Raw genomic sequence first — 22,784 nt, forward strand, 5'->3', positions numbered from 1 at the left:
TCAAGGAAGAACACCCCTGGGTACTCTACTTCGGGGGGGATAGTGCAGAGAGTTGGTGGAAGATCCGTTACTATATCGAGAAGGCCTGCAAGGAATCCGGAGTTGAGCGGTTCACCCCTCACACATTACGGCATACCTTCGCTTCTCATTGTGCTATGGCCGGGGTCGATCTCCGGACCCTGGCGGAACTGTTAGGCCACAAGACCCTTGATATGGTGATGCGATATTCCCACCTTTCCCCGAAACATAAGCAGGCGGCCGTGGCACTCCTGAACAACATCGAGAATCCGGGAAAGAAGGTTTTGGAGTTCCCCGCAAATAAAACAAGTACGGAATAAGTACGGAAGGGGAAAACCGGTTTTTGCAAGAATCCTTTGAGGTGCCCTAAACTATTGATTTTATTGGTGCCGAAGACGAGACTCGAACTCGTACGAGGTTTCCCTCACTGCCCCCTCAAGACAGCGTGTCTACCGGTTCCACCACTTCGGCATCTTCCAAAAATAGCTTCATATTTTAAACATGCCTGTAGTGGTTGTCAAGAAAAAATCCTTTACTTTTCCGTCTTCAACCTCGGGTCAAGGGCATCCCGTAACCCCTCGCCGAGAAGATTGTAGCCAAGCGCCGTAATGAGGATGGCAAGCCCGGGAAAAATGGAAAGCCAGTGAGCGAAGTCGATATACTTATAGCCGGAACTGAGAATATTCCCCCAACTCGGGGTGGGGGGCTGAACACCGAGACCGAAGAAACTCAGTGCCGACTCCGTAAGGATGGCACCGGCAATGCCAAAGGTGGCAGAGACCAGAACGGGGGCCATGGCGTTGGGAAGGAGATGACGGAAGATGATCCGAAAATCGGAGGCGCCGAAGGCCCGGGCCGCCTGGACGAATTCCTGCTCTTTGAGCGCGAGAAATTCCGCCCGGACGAGACGGGCCACACCCATCCAGCCGGTGACACCGATAATGACCATGATATTCATCAGGCTCGGTTCCAGCACGGCAATGACCGCCAGAATCAGGAAGAAGGTGGGAAAGCAGAGCATGATGTCGACAAAGCGCATAATTACGGCATCGACCTTCCCCCCGTAATAGCCGGCAACCGCTCCGAAGAAGATGCCGAGCAGGGTAGCGATCCCTACCGCAACGAACCCGACCAGCATGGAGACCCGGGCCCCATAAATCATCCGGCTCATCACATCCCGGCCCGATTCATCCGTCCCCATCCAGTGGGCGACAGACGGAGGACTCAGGATATTATTCACATCGATCCGGGCGGGATCATAACGAGCCAGCAAAGGAGCAAAGAGAGCAAAAACGAAAAGGATACAGATAATCACCAAACCGGCCACGGCCAGCCGGTTCTTCCGGAATCGGCGCCCGACGATCTGTAGATAAGATGCACTCTCTTTCATTTCGCCTCCTCCACACGTATCCTCGGATCGGCCAGAGCATAGGCGATATCGGCGACCAGATTTCCGAAGAGGGTCAGCAAAGCACCGATCACGAGAATCCCCATGACGACCGGATAGTCCCGGGCCCATGTGGCATCGAGGAAGAGTTTCCCCATTCCGGGAATCGCGAAGATCTGCTCGAAGATGGCACTCCCCCCGATCAGGCCGGGGATGGCCAGCCCGAGGATCGTGATCGTTGACATGAGGGCATTCCGGAAGGCATGCTTGTAAATAACCGACCGCTCGGGCAATCCCTTGGCCCGGGCCGTCCGGATATAATCCTGGCGGACCACCTCAAGCATGCTGGAACGCATGTAGCGAGAATATCCCGCCAGCCCGGCAAAGCTGCTCACGAAGATCGGCAGAACCAGGTGGCGTGCCCGGTCCCAGAAAAGGGGCCAGAAGGTGAGCTGATCGGCGTGCATCGACTGGAGCCCGGAGATGGGGAGCCAGCCGAGAAAGACCCCGAAGAGAATCATCAGCAGCAGAGCCAGCCAGAAGGTCGGCATAGCAAAACCGACAAAGACGAGAACCGTTGTCGCCTTGTCAAAGAAGGAATACTGCTTCACGGCGGAGAGGATCCCGATCGGCACGGCTACCACCAGGATCAGGATCATCGAGCAGACATTGATCAGGATTGTAATGGGAAGGCGTTCCCGAATTTTGACGAGAACCTCTCTTCCGTCGGTAAACGACCGGCCGAGATCCATCACCGAAAGACGCCGGACCCAGTGCAGATACTGGATCGGGAGGGGTTTGTCCAGTCCGTAGATTTTCCTGAGATTTTCCCTGGCCTGAGCCGAGGCCTTCGGGTTCAGTTCGGTCATGGCATCGGTCGGACTCCCCGGCGCCAGGTGAATCACCAGAAAGGTGATTACGGTGATTCCAAAGAGCATCGGCACCAGCAGGAGAATGCGTTTCAGCAGGAATATTGCCATCAGTGTTGTCTCTCCTCTTTTCTTCTGAGAACCGTAACTGCTCAGGTTGCTTCTATTTTCCCGCAGGACAAGGCGTGAGGAGCGCGGACACCTTCGGCGTATTTTTCATACGTTGAGGATTTGAGCACCGCAACACCCCAAGATCCCTTATTCATCAGAGCCGCTGAAAGCGGCAAAGATAAATCTAAGGCGGGGCGGGGCACGCCGAAGGCGTAACCAGTCATGCGGAAAAATAGGGGTGACCTGAGTAGTTACTGAGAACCTTAATGCAAACCCTGCGTCCGGTTCAAGTGAAAAATATGTTTACAGAACTCAAAAGCTGTGATGTAATTTATATGTAACGATCATAATCACAGACAGGCATGGACAGAATGGGATGAGGAGCCGCTCCCCTTAACTCGTGTGAAGGAGGAACCTGCGTGGAGCAATCGGTTTCAAATCATATTTTTGCAAAAGGTCTGAACAGTACGATTTCCCGCCTGCTGCTGAGTGTCGTCGGCATCACTCTCATTGCTGCATCCCTTCCGATTCTCTATTCCATCTCCCGGGCACAGTCGATCCTGATCACCCTGGAAACAGTGAAGCAGGTATTCCTCTGGGGGGGCCTCTCCCTGGCCGTAACCCTGCCCATGGCAAGCTGGAGAATCCGAAAAAAGATTTCCACACCTCTCCAGGACGTGCTGATCGCCGTGCAAAAAATAGAGGCAGGCAACCTGAATACCTGGGAGACTCATACGGAACTGACCGAGATCAAGGAGCTTTCCCGGTCGGTCCAGAACATCTCAACGCACCTTCAGAATGTCCTGAAAAATATCCTTCATACGACTCAGGCCCTTTCCATGATGTCCGAAACCACCTCTTCCAACGCTCGGAAGTTGGGCCGCGGCGCCCGGAAGGAAGCGGAGGCACTCGAATCAGTCTACGGTACGCTGAAGACTATGGCAACCTCCTGCCTGGAAATTTCCCGGATTGTGGAGAGCCTCTCCGATTCAGCGCAGGAGATCTCGTCCGCCACCCTGCAGGTCACCACTTCCACCCACCGGATCCAGGAAAGCACGTTGCAGCTTTCCGAATCGGTGGAAGAGAACGCAGCATCGATCGGAGAAATGACCGCTTCTCTCAAGGAAATCAGCGAAGGCGCAGAGGTCCTCTCCTCTTCCTCGGAGGAACTCGTCTCCACCATCACGGAAATCGACATGAGCATCCAGGAGGTCGCCGGTCTTGCCAAAGATTCCGTACGGGTGGCCGAGCAGGTCGCAGACAACGCTTCAGATATGGGGATGATGTCGGTCGTGGACACCATCAATGGAATGGAAGAAATCCAGAATGCCGTGGAAAAATCAGCGACCATTGTGAACCGGCTCTTTGAGCGCTCCGAAGATATCGGTCGTATCCTCACGGTCATCAACGAAGTCTCGGAGCAGACGGAACTTCTCTCTCTGAATGCCTCTATTCTGGCGGCGCAGGCGGGGGAAAACGGGAAAGGGTTTGCCGTCGTCGCCAATGAGATCAAGGCCCTGGCCGACCGGACGGGAGATTCCACCAAAGAGATCAAACGAATCGTCAATGCCGTCCAGGACGAAGCAAGAGACGCCGTGGGGGCCATCCAGGAAGGGAAAGAGAAAGCGGAAAAGGGGAAAGACCTCGCCCTTGAGGCAGGCAACGCACTCAACAAGATCCTCGAAAATTCCCGGGAGGCAGCACAGATGGCCCAGAAAATTGAGCAGACCACCGTGGAACAGTCAAAGGGGGTCTCCTTTGTCCGGGAATCCGTTGACAAGGCCAACACGATGCTCGAGAGAATTTCCCGTGCCATCAATGACCAGAAAGAAGGGAGTATCCAGATTCAGGATACCTCGGAACAGATCAACAGCCTCGGACACCAACTCAAGAATGCGATGAAGGAACAGACAACCGGGACAGAACAGGTCAGCACCTCCATGGAGAAGATCATGGAGCAAATCCAAACGCTCGAAAACACCCTGGAGCATAGCGAAACCGGAAATAACCAGAGCGTAAATACCATCCACAATATCCGGAAATCAACGCAGGAACGGATCGCCATCGCCGCGGAGCTGGAGGCCTCAATCAATTCCCTGCAGGATGAAAACACCACCCTCAAGGAGATGCTGACACATTTCAGAAACACTTGAAGGTCCGGCCGTTTCACCATGATGGCGGCTTCCGCTTGTCTTCCTCGTGATTTCCCGTGTCCGCTGTGGTGGATTGTTTTTTGTGACTTTGCCCCGGTCTTTTGTCTTTTCTCTCAGGGCGACAAGGTCACGGAATACCCTACCCCGTCCCGGACCACCATCAGTACTACATTCTCTGCATTCAATACCTGTTCCATGGCCTCCTGATAATCCTTTAAAGAACTGACGGGAATACTGTTCACCTGCCGAATGAGATCACCCGGACGAAGCCCGATTCTGTACGCTTCGGAATGCCGGCCGACCTTTTTGAGAACCACGCCTTCCGCACCTTCGGCCACATCGAGCCCGAGCCATTCACGCGAGATCGACAGCGCCCGTTCCGGGGTAACCGAACTCCCTTTTACAGTGGCCCTTTTCATCTTCCCATTCCGAAGATACCGGAGGGGTATCTTGTCATTCACCCGGTATCCTTCAATCAGCGTCAGATAGGATTCCCGATCCTCCACTTCGTGGTCCCCGATTCGAATCAGGATGTCCCCTTCCCGAAGTCCGGCCCGATCGGCGGGGCTGTTCCTGATCACCCGGGAGATCAGGATCCCCTTCCCTTCGGGAAGATTGAAGTATCGGACCAGTTGCGGTGTCAGGTCCTGCAGAAAAATTCCGAGCCAGGGTTTGTGGACCCGCCCGAAGGCCAGGAGATCTTCATAAATCCGCCGGGCCCGCCCGATGGGAATGGCGAACCCGATCCCCTCGGCCTTCCGGTAGATCGCCGTGTTGATGCCGATGAGTTGCCCGTTGATATTGAGAAGCGGCCCCCCGCTGTTGCCCGGATTAATGGAGGCATCAGTCTGGATGAAATCCTGGTAAAGACGGTTTTTCGTCCGGATCGACCGGTTCAAGGCGCTGATCACGCCGGTGGTCACGGAATGGGAAAGGCCGAAAGGGTTCCCGATGGCAATCACCGTCTCCCCGATCATGAGATCGTCGGAACGGCCCATATGGATATATGGGAGGGGCTTGTCTGCTTTGATCCGGAGAACGGCGATGTCCGACTTGGGATCGGAACCGACGAGGGTCGCCCGGTATTCCGTCTTGTCCGCCAGTCGGACCCGAATCGCCGTAGCCCGGTCGACCACATGTTCGTTGGTCAGAATATAACCCTTGGAGGAGATGATGACCCCCGAACCGAGACTCTGTGTCTTGTACTCCCGGGGTCCCAAGGATTCATAGAAATCACGGAAAAAATCGTCAAAAAAAGGAGAAGAAGCGCCGAAGTTGAAGGGGGTGGCGCGTGTTTCATGAATCTGCTCGCTACTGACATTCACAACCGCCGCCGAACTCTTCTCTACCGCCTCCACCACGGCATTCCGCCTGGAATAGGGAGCATGGGCGGCGGAAAGAGGGGGGTGGAAAAGAACAAACAGAATCGTGATCCAGAGAAAATATTTCCTTTTCAATTTCACCTCTCCTCCACACCATGTTTTTTCAGGATCACCGCAATCTCCTCCCGTGCCTCTTTTGTGCGCCCCTTCCGCAACAGGGCAAGGGCCTGCGAGTCCGCCAGTTTCCGAAAGAGGCGGGAGCGCCTCTTGCCGTCACCCACGGCCTCCAGGATCTGCGGCCGAATTCCTTTGAGCAGCTTCAGAAACCGTCCGTACTCCGGACCGAAACGAACCGCAAGCTCCCGACGGATTTTTTTCGCCAGGGCGGGACTGGCCCCCCCGGTAGAAACCGCCACGGTCAGATCTCCCCGCCGGATAACGGAGGGGACAATAAAATCGCACAGTTCCGGAACATCAACGACATTCAGCAGCACCCCTCGCTTTTTCCCTTCCCTCACAGCCCTCCGATGGAGACGGTCATCATCGGTCGCGCAGAAGGCAAGACGAACCCGGTCCATGTCCGAAGAACGGAAAGACCTCCTTCGGCAGGCAATCCGCCGGGCCTCGACAAGGCACTCCAGTCCCTTCGTCAAAGCGGGGCTTACGAGGCGGACCTTTGCGCCATAACGCAGAAGCACCCGCACCTTCCGTTCCGCCACCGGCCCGCCGCCGATCACGAGGACGGGCATCTGTTCCAGATTCAGAAAAAGTGGATAATAGGAATTCATTTCAGCGTGTCTACCAGGGGATGATCTTGTCAAGGAAAGAACGCTTCAACAGGACTTCCTTCTCTTCTGATCCCGTCTTACCCGACGTTGCCCGGCATTGATCGTCCGAGCTCCGGGCCTGCAGGAGCAGGAGCCGGCGAGCCCGTGCATCCCGGTCCTTCCCCTGATAGGTCCCCGCCAGTCCCGTAGAGACAAGAGGCCTGTCGGCACACTCCGCCGCACGCTTTTCCACACAGGAGGTCTTCGTCCCCTGCTGTTCCAGCTTTCGAACGGAGGGAATGTATTCGCTGTTGGGATACTGTTCAAAGAGAAGCTTCCGATACTCCTCGGCATGCTCCTCATCCTTCAGGTCCCGGTATGCCTTGTAAAGATAAAAAAGAAGCTGATCATTGATCCCGGAATCGGGATAGCGGTCCAGCGCCTCCTTGAAGCGGTTGACCGCCGCAAAAAGTGCGTTTTTCCGGAGATAAAACTCACCAATAAAAAATTCATTCTCCGCCAGAAATGTCTGGATCGACTTAATCCGCAACCGGGCCTGTGCAAGGTATTCACTCTTCGGAAAATCCTGCAACAGCCGATTGAAGACCTTCAGCGCCTCTTTGGCATGGGTCGGGTCCCGATCGATGGTATCGATCTGCCAGAAATGACATTCCCCGGTCCTGTAGAGAAGATAATCGGCCACGGGTCCACCAGAGTGAAGCTTGAACATCTCCTTATAAAGAGTCCGGGCAGCTTCATATTCCTTCTCTTCAAAGTAACTGTCCGCCACGGCGATCTGGGCAAGAAGTTCAAGGTCGCTCTTCGTCCCCATGACCTTCACCTTGTTGAAAATCTTCCGGGCCTCTTCGTATCTCTCCTTCTTTTCAAGATTAATCCCTTGACGATAGAGCTCCCTGGCCGTGGGAGGTTTTTTCAGAGTTTTCTTCTTCCAGAAACATCCCGCCACCACCAGAAAAGTCAGGAGCAACAGAAACAGGACAGCCCGCCGGAAGGAAAGATTGTGATTCATCGCTGCATTATCTCCAAAAAACATATTTATTTTCAATATGTTACACAGGGTGTGTATACACGCTCCCCCTGAGAAAGTCAAGAAAAAAAGAGGATATTGATTGACTTTTCAAGACGGATATCCTATTTTTCTCAGGTTCATTTCGTGATCTTTTTCGAGAGACGTCCAACGATTCTCCGGGGGGTATCTTTGCGGTTCTCCATTTTCTTTTTCCTTCTGGGCCTTTTCCTGCACGCCCAGGCGGCAGCAGGCGCACAATACACTCAGGTTACAGATCCTTTCAAGACCTTCAATTATATTGATACGGCCTCCGGCGGGACCGAAATCACGCTTGGAGACAACGCCGCCAGTGATCCGGTCGATCTCGGCTTTACCTTCAACTATTACGGCACATCCCACACACAGATCATCATCGGTTCCAACGGAACAATCGGCTTTCCGACGGAAACCACCGGCCTCGACACAACAACGAAACTCCCGGCCGTTCCCGACCCCACCGCTCCGAATGCCGTGATCGCCCCCTTTTCCGCCGATCTCGATCCCTCTTCCGGCGGAAGCATCCATTATCTCCAGGGCGGGACAACGGGGAGCCGCTATCTTGCCGTGGAATGGCTCAATGTCCCGCTGAAAGATAAGGGGGGTATTCGCTCATTCGAGGTCGTCCTCTACGAGGACAACGGCGACATCCTCTTTCAGTACAAGACCCTCGAGGGAGGGGAAGGGATCGACAGTACAACCGTCACCATAGGGATCGAAAACGGCGACGGATTAGTAGGCCTGACCCCGGCGGATGTAACGCAAATCGCAGAAGGGACCTCGATCCTCTTCTCGGAAAACCCCTCCGATGCCGACGGCAACGGCCTGATCGACCGCTTCGAATCGTTCTACAACCTCACCGGCGGCGGCACCGGAGACGATGACGGCGACGGGCTTTCCAACGCCGATGAATTCACCGCCGGGACCCGGCCCGACGAGGTCGATTCCGACGGGGACGGGATCAGCGACAAAAACGATGCCGACCCGCTCTCCACTGATTCCGACTCCGACGGGCTCAGGGATTCCGTGGAGGATATCAACACAGACGGGGTCCGGGACGGCAGCGAGACCGATGCCGGCTCCTTCGATACTGACGGGGACGGCTATACCGACGCAGCCGAGATCACCTACGGCAGCGATCCCCGTGATGCCGCATCCACACCCTCCCTGAATTTCACAGCAGTCACAACCACAATCCAGGCGGCAATAGACAACGCATCCGCCGGCGAACGTATCTATATCCCCGCAAGTACGACCCCCTATGTGGAAGATCTCACAATCAACAAGGCGATCACCCTGATCGGCGCCGGTACGGCTTTCACGACGATCGATGGGACGATTACCGTCAGCGGGGTTACGGGCGCCACACTGACCGGTTTCACCATTTCGGATGCAACGACCGCCGTTGAAATTCTCGGGGATGCTACATCCGTGACCGATGTCAATCTTACGAAGGTTACATTAAAGAACTGTACCAACGGGATCCTGATCTCCGACGCAGCCGCTTCCGGCGGAACGGCGGGAACGAAGACGAAAGCAGTCCTCAACGGGGTCACTTTCAGCGTGACTGATCCGATGACCGTCGGATACGGCATCAAGGTGGAGGATTTACAGGATGGAACGGATGACGTACTCATGAATAACGCCTCCGTTACCCTCACCGGAAGCGGCGGCATCATCATCGACAACAGCCGCAACATCGAGATCCGTGGGACGTCGGTTTCCAGGAGCGAGACCGCCGGAATCGTAGTCCAGGGAGACGGGGTGTCTTCCCTCGACATCGACAATACGTCCCTCTCCGGCAACTACGGAACCGGCATCACGGTGGCCGGCAACGGCACCGGGATCATCCTGAATCGGGATACCCTCTCGGGGAATGCCGGAAGTGGAATACGACTGACCGGCAACGCCTCGACCACCCTGACGGATAACACGATTACCCAGAACGGCGGATACGGGATGGAGGCGACGAGCGCTCCCACAGTAACCAATTCCGGAAATGCCCTTACAGGGAATACAAGCGGGAGTTACAGCAGCACCTCCATCTTCAGCGTCGACACGCCTGCCGACATCACAGGCACAAGCAGCACGGGACAGGTGATCGCCCAGTCTGTCGCCTGGATCCCGGCCGCCACGGGGGGGACGGTGCCCCTGATCGAACCACCGGTCGTGCTGAGCGATCCGATCTACAGCCTGTTCGGTGCAAGCATCACCTTCCCGGCCGGTGCGCTGAGCGAAGATACCCGGGTCACGATCTCCAAATCAACGGCATCTTATCCCTCGCTCCCGATCACGTTCAACTACCCCATGCCGCTCGCCGAGTTTTCCCTGGAACAGGGAACGTTGAACGGAACGGCCACCGTAACCCTGCCCGTCCTGGCGGGTTACGATACCGATACGGCCCGGGTCTTTCATCTGAACGGGAACACCTGGGAAGAAGTCACGGCTGCGCCGCCGGTCGGCAACGCTGTTACATCGCTGGAGACAAAAACCATCGCCGCCGTCCATCAACAGGTCTCCTTCCGGACGACCGGCATGGGCAGTTTCATTCTGGTCATCGACCTCCCGCTCCTTGACCATGGAGATCCGGGAAGCGGAGGAGGATGTGCCCTGCGGAGAAGGCCAGAAGCCGCCATATCCTCTTCGCTACCCGACACGATACTCTTCTTTTCTCCGCTGTTGGCCCTGTTCATGAAAATTCGAAAGCGATGGTCCGCCGTTGAAAAGTAATATCAACATAGACGCTCGATTCCGGGCATGGCACCGGCGGCTTGCCTGGCTGTTGCCGGCTTTCGTTTGTCTGCTGGCAATCTGCAGTGCCACCGAGGCCGCCCCGATCATCCGGAAGATCGAGATTGTGGGCAACCGAAGGATTGATAGCGGAACACTCCTCAGCCGTATCCAATCGAAAAAGGGGGAATCGCTCTCCATGGAAACCATCCGGAAAGATATCCGGGCAATCTATGGCATGGGGGGATATTTCGAGAACGTGCAGGTAGAAAGCGAACCGGTCAAAGACGGAATCCGGCTAATCTTCCGGGTCAAGGAGAAACCGATCATCTCTGAGATTACGATCAAGGGAAACAAGGAATTGGAAGAGGGAAAAATCCGGGATGTCCTCAAGGCACGGATCGGCTCTCCCTATGATCTCCGGCAGATCAAACGTGACCGAGAGGCCATCCGGAAACTGTACCGTGACGAAGGTTTTTACTTTGCAAAGATTCAGGCAACGGCAAAAGATGACCGGAATAAAAACAAAAAACTCCACTACAAGATCAGCGAAGGGAAAAAGGTCATCATCGGCGAGATCATCCTGAAGGGGAGCAAGCAGCTCAAGCCCGGAGAGATCAAGAAAAAGGCCATGGAAACCAAGGAACACTGGATGCTTTCCTTTATCAGTTCCGCCGGGGTCTATAAACGGGAGACACTCAATATCGACCTGGCCCGGATCAAGGATTTCTACTACAGCCACGGCTACCTTGAGGTCAAGGTGGGAGAACCGGAGATCTCCTTCAAAAAACCGAAAAGACGCACACATGACCGATTCTACGAATGGTTCGAGGGATGGGGGTGGGGCAAGAGCAAGATTGTCGTGACAATCCCCATCCATGAAGGAAAGCAGTACAAGATCGGGAAGGTCCGTTTTGAGGGAAATAATGCCATCTCCAGTGAGATCCTGGCTTCCTCCCTCTCCTCGAAGAAAGGAGAGATCTTCAGCAGCGAGAAGATCCGGAAGGATATTTCCATCATTGCTCATCTCTATGGAAAAAAGGGGTACGCCTTTGCCAACGGAACTCCCCTGACCAATCTTCACCGGGAGACCCGGACCGTGGACCTTACCTGGGATATCGATGAGGGACAGCGGGTCTACATCGGCGAGGTCAATATCCTGGGAAACGTTCGGACCCGGGACAACGTGATCCGACGGGAACTCCGCTTCAATGAAGGAGACCGGTACAATATTGCCAAGATAGATCGAAGCAAGGTTCGCATCCGGAATACCGGTTTTTTCAAGGACGTGCAGATCCGGACCAATCGACGGCCCGGCCGGCAGGTGGTTGATCTTAACGTCCTGGTTAAAGAACAACAGACCGGCTCCTTGAGTTTCGGGATCGGCGCCAGTTCCACCCAGGGGCTGATCGGATCTTTCGATGTGCAGCAGAAAAACATCTTCGGCACCGGGCGGGAGGTCAACATCTCCGCCGTCCTCGGCGGAAAGGACAGCAGTTTTAACCTCCGATTTGTGGAGCCCTGGCTCTATGACCGGGAGGTCAGTCTCGGGTTCAACCTCTATAAGAACATCTCCGATTACGACTCCTTCCGGGAAGAAACCCTGGGCGGCGGCATGACGTTCGGCCGCGCCCTCGATGAGTACAGCCGGGGATCGATCGGCATCAACTACGAAGACATCCATTACAACAATGTCGACCAGGGATACAACGCAAACCTGATCCAGGGACAGTCGGTCTCCGACATCACTCTGGGCTGGAAGCGAAACACCGTCGACAACATCATGGACCCGACCCGGGGCTACCTGGCCCGGGCCTCCGCAAAACTCGCCGGACTCATCGGCAACGCAAAATTCAACAAGTACTATCTTGCCGACCGGATCTTCATCAAGGGCCCCGGAAAAATCACCTTCTCCGAAAACGGAGAGGTTGGTTATATCAAAGCGAGCAGCGCAAAGGAGATCCCCGTATCCGAACTTTATTATCTGGGAGGGATCGAATCGCTGCGGGGGTATCAGTACCGGAGCCTGGGCCCGAGGAACTTTTTCGGCAGCCTCATCGGCGGCAGAAAGATGCTCCTGTCCAACTCCGAGATCTATTTCCCCGTCGCACCTTCGGCGGGACTGAAGGGCTTTCTCTTCTTCGATATCGGAAAAGTCTATGACCCCGTCACCCGGACGGTCATCTCATCCTACCGGGAGATCGACACCGATGGAGACGGTTTCGTCGACACCACCGAAGCGGTACGAAGCCCGAACATCACCGACGGCAATCAATGGAAGCGAAGCTACGGAATCGGCATCTCCTGGCGCTCTCCGGCGGGACCGATCAAGCTGGTATGGGCAAAGGCAATGAACCCGGAAGCCTTTGATAACGTTGAGACAATTCAGTTCAGCATGGGAACGACCTTTTAACCTTACCCAAGGAGTCTTTTATGAAAGCAAAAACCCCCCTGATGGCAATACTGATCCTTTCTTTCCTGCTGATCTCTTTCCGGCCGGCCTCGGCCAAGGAAAATCAAATCGGGATCGTTGATTTCCAGAAGGTCTTTGAAGAATCAACGGTCATCCGAAAGATGAACGACAATTTACAGGACAAGATCAAAGCGCAAGAGCAGGAGATCGAAAAAAAACGGGAGGACCTGGCAAAGATGCAGCAGGACCTGGAGAAAAAAAAGGCCCTCATGAACGCCGATGCCCGGACACAAAAAGAAGAGGAACTCCGCCAAAAGCTCAAAGACCTGAAGCGTTACGCCGACGACAAGAAAGATGAATTTCAGCGAAAAGGAAACAGCCTGATGCAGGCGATCATGAAGGACCTGACAAAAATCGTTCAGGAGATCAGAAAAGAGAAGGGTTATACCGCCATCCTCGAACGATCCTCAGGAGGTGTGGTTTGCTGCTCCCCCTCGGTCGACATTACCGAAGAAGTGATCTCGGAATACGATAAGAGGAACAAATAATGTCCGGGAAAGGGCACCACAAAACCTGGCGTCTCTCCGAACTGGCCTCGCAGGCCGGCGGTCATCTGGAGGGAGACGGGACCCTCGAAATCTCGGGCCTGAATTCTCTGAAGGATGCGGGGACCGGGGAGTTGGCCTTTCTGGCCAACCCGAAATACCTGCCGGAACTGGAACGGACAAAGGCCTCGGCCGTGATCCTGCCGCCGGACGTTCCTGTACGGATCGCTGCAATTCGGAGTCCAAACCCCTATCTCGCCTTCGCGAAGATCGCGACACTGATGCAGGGAGAAAGACCCGCCCCCCTCGGGGTGAGTTCCGACCTGATGCAGGGAGTTCGGTGCCGGCTGGGCAAGGATCTCTCCATTCATCCCCGAGTGGTCCTGGGCAATCACGTGACCGTAGGGGATCGAGTCACCCTCCATTCCGGGGTCGTCATCGGCGACAACAGCATTATCGGCGACGATACACGTTTCTATTCCAACGTCTCCGTGCGGGAGAATTGCCGGATCGGGAAAAGGGTCATCCTCCATTGCGGAGTGGTCATCGGCAGCGACGGGTTCGGTTTCGCCCCGGACGGTAATGAATATTACAAAATCCCCCAAACCGGCGGGGTCGTCCTTGAAGATGATGTGGAGATCGGCGCCAATTCGACCATCGACCGCGGCGCATTAGGAGACACCATCATCCGCCGGGGAACAAAGATCGACAATCTCGTCATGATCGCCCACAATGTGGAGATCGGAGAAAATTCGATCATCGTCTCACAGGTCGGCATTTCCGGCAGCACGAAGATCGGAAATCATGTCACCCTCGCCGGACAGGTCGGTGTGGCGGGTCACCTGACGATCGGGGATGAGGTCACGGTCGGAGCACAGTCCGGGATCACGCGGAACCTGGCGCCCAAGAAACGGGTCAGCGGCCTGCCGGTAATTGACCATCAAAAGTGGCTGAAAGCGGCAAGCAGCTTTGAGCACCTGCCGACGATCCGGAAGGCGGTAAGGAAACTGGAAGAACGGATCCGGGAACTCGAAGCTACGAGGAGGGAGGCCCCCGGATCTTCAAAAGAAGGAGGATATAGAAGATGATGGACATCAACAAAATCATGGAGTATCTTCCACACCGGTATCCCTTCCTGCTGGTCGACCGGATCGTAGAAATGGAAGCCGGAAAACGGATTGTCGGTCTGAAAAACGTCACCCATAATGAACCTTTTTTTCAGGGCCATTTCCCCGGTCATCCGATCATGCCGGGGGTCCTGATCATCGAAGCCATGGCCCAGACCGCCGGGGTGCTCTCCATGCAGATGGTGGACGACCCGGCCTCAAAGGTCATCTATTTCATGAGCATCGACCGGGCCAGGTTCCGTCATCCCGTGGTGCCGGGGGACCAGCTTCGGATGGAACTGGAAGTCATCAAGATCCGGGTCCCCATCATGAAGTTGGAAGGCCGTGCCTATGTGGAAGACAAAAAAGTCGCCGAGGCACTGCTGACGGCAACCATCACCGATAAATGAACATCCCGAAAAAAGGTCACCCCATGAAGATACATCCGACAACCCTCGTCCATCCCGGAGCAAAGATCGGTAAAAAAGTAGAGATCGGCCCCTTCTGCACGATCGGGGAACACGTTACCATCGGAGCCGGAACAAAGATCAAGTCCCACGTCAGTATTGACGGATGGACCGAAATCGGCGAAGGGTGCGCCTTTTATCCCTTCTCCTCCATCGGGGAACCGCCGCAGGACCTGAAGTTCAAAGGGGAGGCCTCGAACCTGAAGATCGGGAAGAACAACGTCTTCCGGGAATTCATTACCGTAAATCGGGGCACGGAACACGGCGGAGGAGAGACCGTCATCGGCGACAACAATTTTTTCATGGCCTATTGCCACGTCGCACACGACTGCCGGATCGGCCACCATGTCGTACTGGCGAACGCCGCCACCCTGGCCGGTCATATCACCATCGACGACCACGCCATCATCGGCGGGATCTCAGCCATTCACCAGTTTGTCCGGATCGGACGGCATGCCATTGTCGGCGGGGCCTCCGCCGTCCCCAAGGATGTCCCCCCCTTCTGTAACGCCACGGGGAACCGGGCGACCCTGCACGGGCTGAACACCATAGGGCTCAAGCGCCACGAATTTCCGGAGGAGACAGTGCGGGAACTGAAAAAGGCCTACCGGATCCTCTTTCGATCCGCCCTCCTCTTCGAGGAGGCCCGGGCACGGGTTGAACAGGAGGTGGCGAAGCTTCCGGAGGTCCGGGAACTGCTCGACTTTCTTCAGCATTCCGAACGGGGTTTCTGCCGATAGGATGAACAACCATGAAAAAATATTCTCCCATCGATTTAAAGAAAATCACCACCTACCCGATTGAACAACGGAAGAACAAGGTCAACGTGAAGGCCTTCGCTCAGCCTCAAAAGCCGGGAGCAGGGTTCAATAATTTCCTGGAGTCCCTCCCGGACATCCTGGCCGCACGGGACTTCAAGGCCGTCGTCGAGGCGGTCGTCGATGCACACAGACGGAAACGTCCGGTTCTGCTGGCCATGGGCGGCCACGTGATCAAATGCGGACTGGCGCCGCTCCTCATCGACCTGATAAACCGGGGGATCATCACGGCCCTGGCGTTAAACGGTTCCGCAAGTATTCACGACTATGAGATTTCCTTCCAGGGCGGCAGTTCCGAAGATGTGGCGCAAGAACTGAAAACGGGGCACTTCGGCATGGCCGACGAAACCGGGCGGGGAATTCATGAAGCGTTGGCTGCAGGCGACCGGGAGGGCTGGGGATACGGTGAATCACTGGGCCGGTATATCCTTGACCGGAAGACCCCCTTCCGGCAATACAGCGTCCTGGCCGCCGCCGCCGAACGGAAGGTCCCCGCAACGGTCCATGTCTCCATCGGGACCGATATCATCCACATGCACCCCGGGATGGACGGCAGGATCATGGGGGAAGCCACTTTCCGGGATTTCAGGATCTTCTGTTCCGTCGTCGCCGATCTGGGACAGGGGGGAGTCTTCCTCAATGTCGGATCGGCAGTCGTCATGCCGGAGGTCTTTCTCAAGGCCGTCAGTATCGCCCGGAATCTTGGACACGACCTGAGTGATTTTGTCACGGTCAATTTTGACATGATTCAGCACTACCGCCCCCGGGAGAATGTGGTCCGCCGCCCGACCCTCGGCTGCGGGCAGGGCTATGCCATCACCGGGCACCATGAAATCATGATTCCGCTGCTGGCGCGGGCAATCGTGGAAAAATTAAAATGACGAATTCGCAAAAAGTCCGTCTGCAACAAAAAAACAGAATCGTGGTGAGGGGAACGGTATGAATCAAGAGCGGATCCGGGAAATCCTCGGGAAGATCAGGAACCGGAAGATCCTCGTCGTCGGTGACGTCATGGTGGATGAGTATGTCTGGGGGCAAATTGACAGGATTTCACCGGAAGCCCCGATCCAGGTCGTCGATGTCCATTCGGAGAACACCGTCCCCGGCGGCGGCGCCAACGTGGTCGCGAATCTTGTCGGCCTGGGGGCCAGGGTCTATCTGGGGAGCGTTGTCGGAAAGGACGCGAAAGGCGACCTCCTCCGGGAACGGCTGCGCAAACAGGGGGTCCGTATCCAGGGAATGATCACCGACCGGACGCGGCCCACCTCGACGAAGACACGAATCATGGGCCGGAATCAGCAGCTCCTTCGGATCGATCGGGAAGATCGGACCCCGCTCCGGCCGGAGACGGAACAACGTCTCCTTGCCTATCTGAAAAAACAGATTCCGCTCTGTGATGCCGTGATCCTCTCAGACTACGGGAAAGGGATCCTCACGGAGAAGATCTTGACGGAGACGATCAGAAACGCTGCGAAAGAGGGAAAGATCATCACCGCCGATCCGAAAGGGAAAGATTTTAAAAAGTACCGGGGCATCACCTGCCTGACCCCCAACCGCAGGGAGGCGGAGGAAGCAACGGGAAGAATCCTGGCGAAGAGATCGGAGATCCGGGAGGCGGCAGAGCAATTACAGAGAGTCCTTCACAGCCCGGCCTGCCTGATCACCCTCGGGGGAGACGGCATGGCCCTGCGGGAACGGAATCGGTTTACCTTTCTCTCAACCGCAGCGCGGGAGGTCTTTGATGTCAGCGGCGCCGGGGATACGGTAATCGCCGCATTAACGCTCGTGGCAGCCGCGGGCTATTCGCTGAAAGAGGCCGCCGAAATCGCCAATCTCGCCGCCGGGGTCGTTGTCGGAAAGGTTGGTACCGCTCACGTCGCCCCCCGGGAGATCCTCGACCATGCAATGGGGGCCGGTGGGGACCGGACCGGAAAGATTTTCTCCTTTGTGGAACTGAAAGAGGAGATCCGGCGGAAAAAAGCACTCGGCAAGAAGGTGATCTTTACCAACGGCTGCTTCGATCTCCTCCATGTGGGGCATATCCGATACCTCCAGGAGGCCCGTGCCCTGGGGGACCTGCTGGTGTTGGGACTGAACAGTGACGACTCGGTACGAAAACTGAAGGGGAAACTTCGTCCGCTCATCTCCCAGGAGGAACGGGCGCTGATCCTGGCCGCCCTCGACTGCATTGATTATGTCGTGATCTTCGAGGAACGGACTCCGCTCAAACTGATCCGGGAGTTACAACCCGACGTCCTCGTCAAAGGCGGAGACTACAAGAAATCCGAGGTCGTCGGCGGCAACTTGGTGGAGGCCGCCGGAGGAAGGGTTGCCCTGATCCCTATCGTCCGGGGAAAATCCACGAGCGGTCTGGTGGAACGGATCGTGGAACGCTACGGGAAAGAGCAAGGCGCAAAGGGACAAAAACGCCCGAAAAACTTTTTGTAACCGGACAGGACAAAGGCCATGAATCAGCAAAAATCATCCAGTCCGCCCCTCCGGGTCGGCGTCATCGGTGTCGGCTATCTCGGACAGCACCATGCCCGGATCTATTCGGAGATGGACGGCGTGGAACTGGTCGGCATCGCAGATACGGATCGGGAGCGAATGAAGGAGATTACCGACCGTTTCAGCGTCCCGGCACATGATGACTATCGCACCCTTGTTCCGAAGATCGACGCCGTCAACATCGTTTCCCCCACGGTCACACACCACAAGATCGCCCGGGAATGCCTGGAGGCGGGCCTCGACGTCTTTGTGGAAAAACCGATCACCGTCACCCCCGATGAGGCCTCCGATCTGGTCCGCCTGGCCGAGGCAAAAAAGAAAATTCTTCAGGTCGGTCATATCGAACGGTTCAACGGTGCCGTACGGGAGTTGGCCCGTCTGGTCAAGGATCCGGGCTTCATTGAAGTCCACCGCTTAGGCTCCTTCGTCGGGCGGGCAACGGATGTCGATGTGGTCCTTGACCTCATGATCCATGATATCGACATCATTCTCAGTCTGATTCAGTCACCGGTCCGGGAGATTCGCGCAAACGGCGTCCCCGTGATCACGCCGAATGTGGATATCGCCAATGCCCGGTTGGAATTTCAAAACGGTTGTGTCGCCAACGTGACGGCCAGCCGGGTCTCCACCCACCCCCAGCGGAAGATGCGTTTTTTTCAGCCTGACGCCTATATCTCCCTCGACTTTCAGGAACAGGAGCTGGAATACTACCGGAGGATCGGCGATCCGGCGGAGTTCCTTGCCGGCAAACCGCCCCGGATCGTAAAGGAGGAGGTCACAATTCCCAGGGAAGAACCACTGAAGGTCGAACTCTCCTCCTTTATTGAGGTCCTCCACAACCGGTCGCGGCCCGTGGTCTCCGGCAAGGAGGGGTTGCATGCACTACTGGTGGCCACCAATATTCTCCAGGAGATTCAATCCCATCCTCCCGATACCACGGCATTTCCAAGATGATAAGCGAAAAGACCATCATGATCATTGCCGGAGAGGCCTCCGGAGACCTCCATGCCTCTCACCTGGTCCGAAAGATGACCGAAGTGGAGCCGCAACTGAACTTCTTCGGCGTGGGAGGTCAAAAAATGGAAGCCGCCGGGGTGCAACTCATCTTTGCGAATCATGAGATTGCCGTAACCGGTTTCTCGGAGGTTCTCTCAAAGATCGGGAAAATCCGCAAGGCCTACCGGGCCGTCCGGAAAACCCTGCGGGACCGTCCTCCGGACCTGCTGATCCTCCTGGACTTCCCCGACTTCAACCTGCGGGTGGCGAAGATGGCGAAGAAAATGGGGATTCCCGTCCTCTACTATATCAGCCCCCAGGTCTGGGCCTGGCGCCGGAACCGAATCGGTCTGATCCGGAAGCTGGTGGAGAAGATCATGGTCGTTCTTCCCTTTGAGGCATCTCTCTATGGAGAGAAAGGCATTTTTGTGGGGCACCCCCTGCTGGACATTGTAACACCTTCCCAAACGCCGGGAGAAATCATGGACCATCTGGGAATCCAGCGGGGTTCTCCGGTCGTCACTCTCCTTCCGGGCAGCCGTAAAAATGAAGTTGATAAGCTTTTGCCTGTGATGGTGGAGGCCGCCCACATGATCCGGGAGCGAATCACCGACGTACAGTTTGTGCTGCCGATCGCCTCCACCATATCCAAAGAGGATGTGACCGTCCTCCTGGAGGACGCCCTTGTCCCGATCATTCCGGTGCAGGAGCAAGCCTACGACGCTCTTTCGGTCTCCGACTTCGCCATTGTTGCCTCGGGAACGGCGACATTGGAAACCGCCATTTTAGGCGTCCCGATGTTGATCCTTTACCGGATGTCGGCCCTGACCTATGCCCTGGCCCGCCGGCTGGTCCGCGTTCCCCATATCGGCCTGATCAACATGGTGGCCGGAAAACGGATCGTACCGGAACTGATCCAGTCGGAGGTCACCCCCAATCACATCATGGAAGAAACCCTGCAGGTACTGGAGAACGGTGAGTACGCGGCACAAATCTCCCGAAAACTGCGGGAAGCCGTAATAAAATTAGGCAGTCCCGGCACCTCCGCCCGGGCCGCCCGTATTGCAATTGACCTTCTTGAGGAAAAGGGATGAAGAACTACAAACGTCTGCTCCATTTCATGGCCCGATACAAGAGTTATTTCTTCCTCTCCTTTATCTGTATGGGGGGTGTTTCCCTGGCCAAGGGTGCACTGGCCTGGGCGATGGGCCCCCTGGCCAAGGAAATCTTTCTCGCCAAAAACCTCTCCATGCTAAAAGTGATGCCGGCTATTGTCCTGGCCATCTATCTCTTCCGGGGGATGAGTATGTTCGGAGAGGCCTATTTCATGGCGATCGTTTCCCAGCGAACCATCCGGGACTTACAGAATCATATTTACGAGCACCTTCTTGAGATGTCCCTCTCTTTCTTCGTCCGCAAACCGACGGGGCTCCTCATGTCCCGCATTACCAACGACGTCAACGTGGTCCAGCAGGCAGTATCCAAGGCAATCTCAAGCCTGATCATGGAGAGCATGACGATTGTCGTCCTCCTTGTCGTTGCACTGACAAAAGACCCGACGATTACCCTGATCTTTCTGGTCACGCTTCCCCTGACCACCATTCCGATCACCCGCTTCGGAAAGCGACTCCGGAAGATCAGCACCCGAACCCAGGAAAATTTCGGTGTCATCAGCACCTTCCTCCATGAGACCATTTCGGGCATCCGGATCGTCAAGGCCTTCGGAATGGAGAAATACGAAAACAGGCGTTTCCGGAAGCGAAGCCAACGTCTCTACCGCTACCGGCTCAAGGCAAACATCGTCAAGGGCTTTTCCGAACCGGTGATGGACATGATCGAAGGGATCGGTGTCACCCTTGTCATCGGGATCGGAGGCCTGGCGGTCATCCACAGCCGGATCGATTTCGCCGAATTTACAACCCTCATGGCAGCGGTCATCATGATGTATTCCCCGATTAAGAAGTTGAGCAAGGTCCACTATATGATCCAGGAGGGAATGGCCGCCGCCGACCGAATCTTCGACATCATCGATGAAACACCGGAGATCAAGGACCGACCCGGGGCAAAGGAACTTCCGCCCATTCAAAAAGAGATCCTCTTCGAAGATGTCCATTTCAACTATGGAGACAAGGAGGTGATCCGGGGGATTTCCCTGACCGCCCGGACCGGGGAAGTGGTTGCCATCGTCGGCGCCAGCGGCGAGGGAAAGACGACGATTCTGAACCTGATTCCCCGGTTCTACGATGTGGTGCGCGGATCGATCCGTATCGACGGGACCGACATCCGGGACGTTACGGTTCGTTCCCTGCGGAAACAGATTGCCATGGTCACGCAGGAAACCGTCCTCTTCAATGACACGGTTCGGAGCAATATCGCTTACGGTCTGGAGGAAATCTCCGATGCGGAGGTCATCCGTGCGGCCGAAGCCGCCAATGCCCATTCCTTCATCAAGGAACTCCCGGAGCAGTACGATACCGTTATCGGGGAAAGCGGCATGACGCTTTCCGGCGGGCAGCGGCAGCGGATCTCCATCGCCCGTGCCCTTCTCAAGGATGCGCCGATCCTGATTCTGGACGAAGCAACCTCTTCGCTCGACACGGAATCGGAACAGGTGGTCCAGGAGGCCATCAACCGGCTGATGAAAGGACGGACCACCTTCGTCATCGCCCATCGTCTCTCCACCGTTACAGGCGCATCCCGGATCCTGGTGATTCAGAATGGAAAGATCGCCGAAACCGGACGCCATAAAGAGCTTCTGCAACAGGGAGGTCTTTACAAAGAACTCTATGACCGGCAGTTCCAGGCGAAGGCCTCCCCCATCGAGGAATTCCCACGATGAAGTTCCCCGAGGTGCGTGAAATCATGATTCCCTGCACGGCCTCCTTCATCATCAAACTGGTGGGATGGACCCTCAGGATGACAACGGTGGGAGAAGAACATTTCGAGCAGTTCCGATCGGAAGGGAAGCCGGTACTTTTCGCCTTCTGGCATAACCGGCTCCTCTACACCTGCTATTTCTTACGGAAGAAGAACCTGACCATGATGATCAGCAAAAGCCGGGACGGAGAGCGGATTGCACGTGTTGCTCGGCATTTCGGGATCGATTCCATCCGGGGTTCATCCTCCAGGGACGGCCTCCGGGCCATCGGAAAGATGGTGCGCGTTTTGCGAAATGGAGGAAACGGCGGGATCACACCGGACGGCCCCAGGGGACCGAAATACCAGGTCCAGGCGGGAGTACTTCTTGCCGCGAAAAAATCGGGGGTACCGATTCTCCCGGTCTCGATCAACTTCGACCGGAAAAAGATCTTCGCCAGTTGGGACCGATTTCGCTTCCCCTACCCTTTCGCCCGGACCATCCTCGTCTTCGGTCCCCCCTTCTTCGTCCCGCCCGACGCGCAGGGGGAGACGCTGGAACGACTGAAGAGGGAACTGGAACATGCATTAATGAGCGTCACGGAAAAGGCGGATCGTTACTTTCTATAAAACAGGATCAAGGTTCCGGAGG

19 protein-coding genes and 1 tRNA gene are annotated in these 22,784 nt (G+C 55.9%); 14 read left to right on the forward strand and 6 right to left on the reverse strand.

Annotated elements, in window-relative coordinates; genetic code table 11:
• Positions 1 to 338, forward strand: a 338-nt coding sequence (locus GXP58_04400) for a tyrosine-type recombinase/integrase (GenBank protein NOY52844.1), incomplete at its 5' end; no start/stop codon positions are given.
• A 64-nt stretch (positions 339 to 402) separates the two neighbouring features.
• Here GXP58_04400 and GXP58_04405 read toward each other — a convergent pair.
• The 3 genes from GXP58_04405 to GXP58_04415 form a co-directional block, all read right to left on the reverse strand.
• Positions 403 to 489, reverse strand: a tRNA-Leu gene (locus GXP58_04405).
• Between the two features lie 61 nt (positions 490 to 550).
• A complete protein-coding gene (locus GXP58_04410) occupies positions 551 to 1,408 on the reverse strand; it encodes an ABC transporter permease (protein ID NOY52845.1) in 858 nt (285 codons plus the stop codon).
• Positions 1,405 to 2,385, reverse strand: a complete 981-nt coding sequence (locus GXP58_04415) for an ABC transporter permease (protein ID NOY52846.1) — start codon at positions 2,383 to 2,385, stop codon at positions 1,405 to 1,407. The genes GXP58_04410 and GXP58_04415 overlap by 4 nt, the downstream gene beginning before the upstream one ends.
• Before the next feature lie 419 nt (positions 2,386 to 2,804).
• Between GXP58_04415 and GXP58_04420 the strand changes: the two genes are divergently transcribed.
• A complete protein-coding gene (locus tag GXP58_04420; GenBank protein NOY52847.1) occupies positions 2,805 to 4,538 on the forward strand; it encodes a hypothetical protein in 1,734 nt (577 codons plus the stop codon).
• A 113-nt stretch (positions 4,539 to 4,651) separates the two neighbouring features.
• Here GXP58_04420 and GXP58_04425 read toward each other — a convergent pair whose 3' ends face one another.
• The 3 genes from GXP58_04425 to bamD are packed head-to-tail and all read right to left on the reverse strand — an operon-like array spanning position 4,652 to position 7,657.
• Complete coding sequence (locus GXP58_04425) at positions 4,652 to 5,995, reverse strand: Do family serine endopeptidase (protein NOY52848.1); 1,344 nt, start codon at positions 5,993 to 5,995, stop codon at positions 4,652 to 4,654.
• A 2-nt stretch (positions 5,996 to 5,997) separates the two neighbouring features.
• Positions 5,998 to 6,648, reverse strand: a complete 651-nt coding sequence (locus tag GXP58_04430) for a bifunctional precorrin-2 dehydrogenase/sirohydrochlorin ferrochelatase (protein ID NOY52849.1) — start codon at positions 6,646 to 6,648, stop codon at positions 5,998 to 6,000.
• A gap of 10 nt (positions 6,649 to 6,658) precedes the next feature.
• A complete protein-coding gene (bamD, locus tag GXP58_04435; protein NOY52850.1) occupies positions 6,659 to 7,657 on the reverse strand; it encodes an outer membrane protein assembly factor BamD in 999 nt (332 codons plus the stop codon).
• A gap of 189 nt (positions 7,658 to 7,846) precedes the next feature.
• Between bamD and GXP58_04440 the strand changes: the two genes are divergently transcribed.
• From GXP58_04440 to GXP58_04495, 12 genes are read left to right on the forward strand one after another with little or no spacing between them, the layout of a single operon-like run.
• Positions 7,847 to 10,423 carry a hypothetical protein gene (locus tag GXP58_04440; protein ID NOY52851.1) on the forward strand — a complete coding sequence of 859 codons (2,577 nt, stop codon included), beginning with the start codon at positions 7,847 to 7,849 and terminating at the stop codon, positions 10,421 to 10,423.
• A complete protein-coding gene (gene bamA, locus GXP58_04445; protein NOY52852.1) occupies positions 10,413 to 12,836 on the forward strand; it encodes an outer membrane protein assembly factor BamA in 2,424 nt (807 codons plus the stop codon). The genes GXP58_04440 and bamA overlap by 11 nt, the downstream gene beginning before the upstream one ends.
• A 20-nt stretch (positions 12,837 to 12,856) precedes the next feature.
• A complete protein-coding gene (locus GXP58_04450; GenBank protein NOY52853.1) occupies positions 12,857 to 13,384 on the forward strand; it encodes an OmpH family outer membrane protein in 528 nt (175 codons plus the stop codon).
• Positions 13,384 to 14,469, forward strand: a complete 1,086-nt coding sequence (gene lpxD, locus GXP58_04455) for a UDP-3-O-(3-hydroxymyristoyl)glucosamine N-acyltransferase (protein NOY52854.1) — start codon at positions 13,384 to 13,386, stop codon at positions 14,467 to 14,469. Before GXP58_04450 ends, lpxD begins: the two co-directional genes overlap by 1 nt.
• A complete protein-coding gene (gene fabZ, locus GXP58_04460; protein NOY52855.1) occupies positions 14,466 to 14,897 on the forward strand; it encodes a 3-hydroxyacyl-ACP dehydratase FabZ in 432 nt (143 codons plus the stop codon). Before lpxD ends, fabZ begins: the two co-directional genes overlap by 4 nt.
• A 23-nt stretch (positions 14,898 to 14,920) precedes the next feature.
• The gene (lpxA, locus tag GXP58_04465; GenBank protein ID NOY52856.1) at positions 14,921 to 15,694 is read left to right on the forward strand and encodes an acyl-ACP--UDP-N-acetylglucosamine O-acyltransferase; all 774 of its coding nucleotides are present in this window, start codon (positions 14,921 to 14,923) and stop codon (positions 15,692 to 15,694) included.
• An 11-nt stretch (positions 15,695 to 15,705) separates the two neighbouring features.
• Complete coding sequence (locus GXP58_04470; protein ID NOY52857.1) at positions 15,706 to 16,653, forward strand: hypothetical protein; 948 nt, start codon at positions 15,706 to 15,708, stop codon at positions 16,651 to 16,653.
• A gap of 58 nt (positions 16,654 to 16,711) precedes the next feature.
• Positions 16,712 to 18,220: a D-glycero-beta-D-manno-heptose-7-phosphate kinase gene (gene rfaE1, locus GXP58_04475; protein ID NOY52858.1), complete on the forward strand. Its 1,509-nt coding sequence runs from the start codon at positions 16,712 to 16,714 to the stop codon at positions 18,218 to 18,220.
• A gap of 18 nt (positions 18,221 to 18,238) precedes the next feature.
• Positions 18,239 to 19,234: a Gfo/Idh/MocA family oxidoreductase gene (locus GXP58_04480; protein NOY52859.1), complete on the forward strand. Its 996-nt coding sequence runs from the start codon at positions 18,239 to 18,241 to the stop codon at positions 19,232 to 19,234.
• Positions 19,231 to 20,370: a lipid-A-disaccharide synthase gene (gene lpxB / locus GXP58_04485; protein ID NOY52860.1), complete on the forward strand. Its 1,140-nt coding sequence runs from the start codon at positions 19,231 to 19,233 to the stop codon at positions 20,368 to 20,370. Before GXP58_04480 ends, lpxB begins: the two co-directional genes overlap by 4 nt.
• Complete coding sequence (locus tag GXP58_04490; GenBank protein ID NOY52861.1) at positions 20,367 to 22,115, forward strand: ABC transporter ATP-binding protein; 1,749 nt, start codon at positions 20,367 to 20,369, stop codon at positions 22,113 to 22,115. Before lpxB ends, GXP58_04490 begins: the two co-directional genes overlap by 4 nt.
• The gene (locus tag GXP58_04495; GenBank protein NOY52862.1) at positions 22,112 to 22,762 is read left to right on the forward strand and encodes a lysophospholipid acyltransferase family protein; all 651 of its coding nucleotides are present in this window, start codon (positions 22,112 to 22,114) and stop codon (positions 22,760 to 22,762) included. Before GXP58_04490 ends, GXP58_04495 begins: the two co-directional genes overlap by 4 nt.
• Positions 22,763 to 22,784 lie beyond the last annotated feature (22 nt).

The sequence above is a fragment of the Deltaproteobacteria bacterium genome (assembly GCA_013151235.1).
In the GTDB taxonomy this organism is placed as follows: domain Bacteria; phylum CG2-30-53-67; class CG2-30-53-67; order CG2-30-53-67; family CG2-30-53-67; genus JAADIO01.

What these genes read in the sequence shown, in the direction of transcription:
- GXP58_04410 (NOY52845.1), bottom strand. Translation starts at nt 1,408, where the DNA reads ATGAAAGAGAGTGCATCTTATCTACAGATCGTCGGGCGCCGATTCCGG.
- GXP58_04450 (NOY52853.1), top strand. Translation starts at nt 12,857, where the DNA reads ATGAAAGCAAAAACCCCCCTGATGGCAATACTGATCCTTTCTTTCCTG.
- GXP58_04470 (NOY52857.1), top strand. Translation starts at nt 15,706, where the DNA reads ATGAAAAAATATTCTCCCATCGATTTAAAGAAAATCACCACCTACCCG.
- rfaE1 (NOY52858.1), top strand. Translation starts at nt 16,712, where the DNA reads ATGAATCAAGAGCGGATCCGGGAAATCCTCGGGAAGATCAGGAACCGG.
- lpxD (NOY52854.1), top strand. Translation starts at nt 13,384, where the DNA reads ATGTCCGGGAAAGGGCACCACAAAACCTGGCGTCTCTCCGAACTGGCC.
- GXP58_04415 (NOY52846.1), bottom strand. Translation starts at nt 2,385, where the DNA reads ATGGCAATATTCCTGCTGAAACGCATTCTCCTGCTGGTGCCGATGCTC.
- GXP58_04480 (NOY52859.1), top strand. Translation starts at nt 18,239, where the DNA reads ATGAATCAGCAAAAATCATCCAGTCCGCCCCTCCGGGTCGGCGTCATC.
- fabZ (NOY52855.1), top strand. Translation starts at nt 14,466, where the DNA reads ATGATGGACATCAACAAAATCATGGAGTATCTTCCACACCGGTATCCC.
- lpxA (NOY52856.1), top strand. Translation starts at nt 14,921, where the DNA reads ATGAAGATACATCCGACAACCCTCGTCCATCCCGGAGCAAAGATCGGT.
- GXP58_04490 (NOY52861.1), top strand. Translation starts at nt 20,367, where the DNA reads ATGAAGAACTACAAACGTCTGCTCCATTTCATGGCCCGATACAAGAGT.
- GXP58_04495 (NOY52862.1), top strand. Translation starts at nt 22,112, where the DNA reads ATGAAGTTCCCCGAGGTGCGTGAAATCATGATTCCCTGCACGGCCTCC.
- GXP58_04430 (NOY52849.1), bottom strand. Translation starts at nt 6,648, where the DNA reads ATGAATTCCTATTATCCACTTTTTCTGAATCTGGAACAGATGCCCGTC.
- lpxB (NOY52860.1), top strand. Translation starts at nt 19,231, where the DNA reads ATGATAAGCGAAAAGACCATCATGATCATTGCCGGAGAGGCCTCCGGA.
- bamD (NOY52850.1), bottom strand. Translation starts at nt 7,657, where the DNA reads ATGAATCACAATCTTTCCTTCCGGCGGGCTGTCCTGTTTCTGTTGCTC.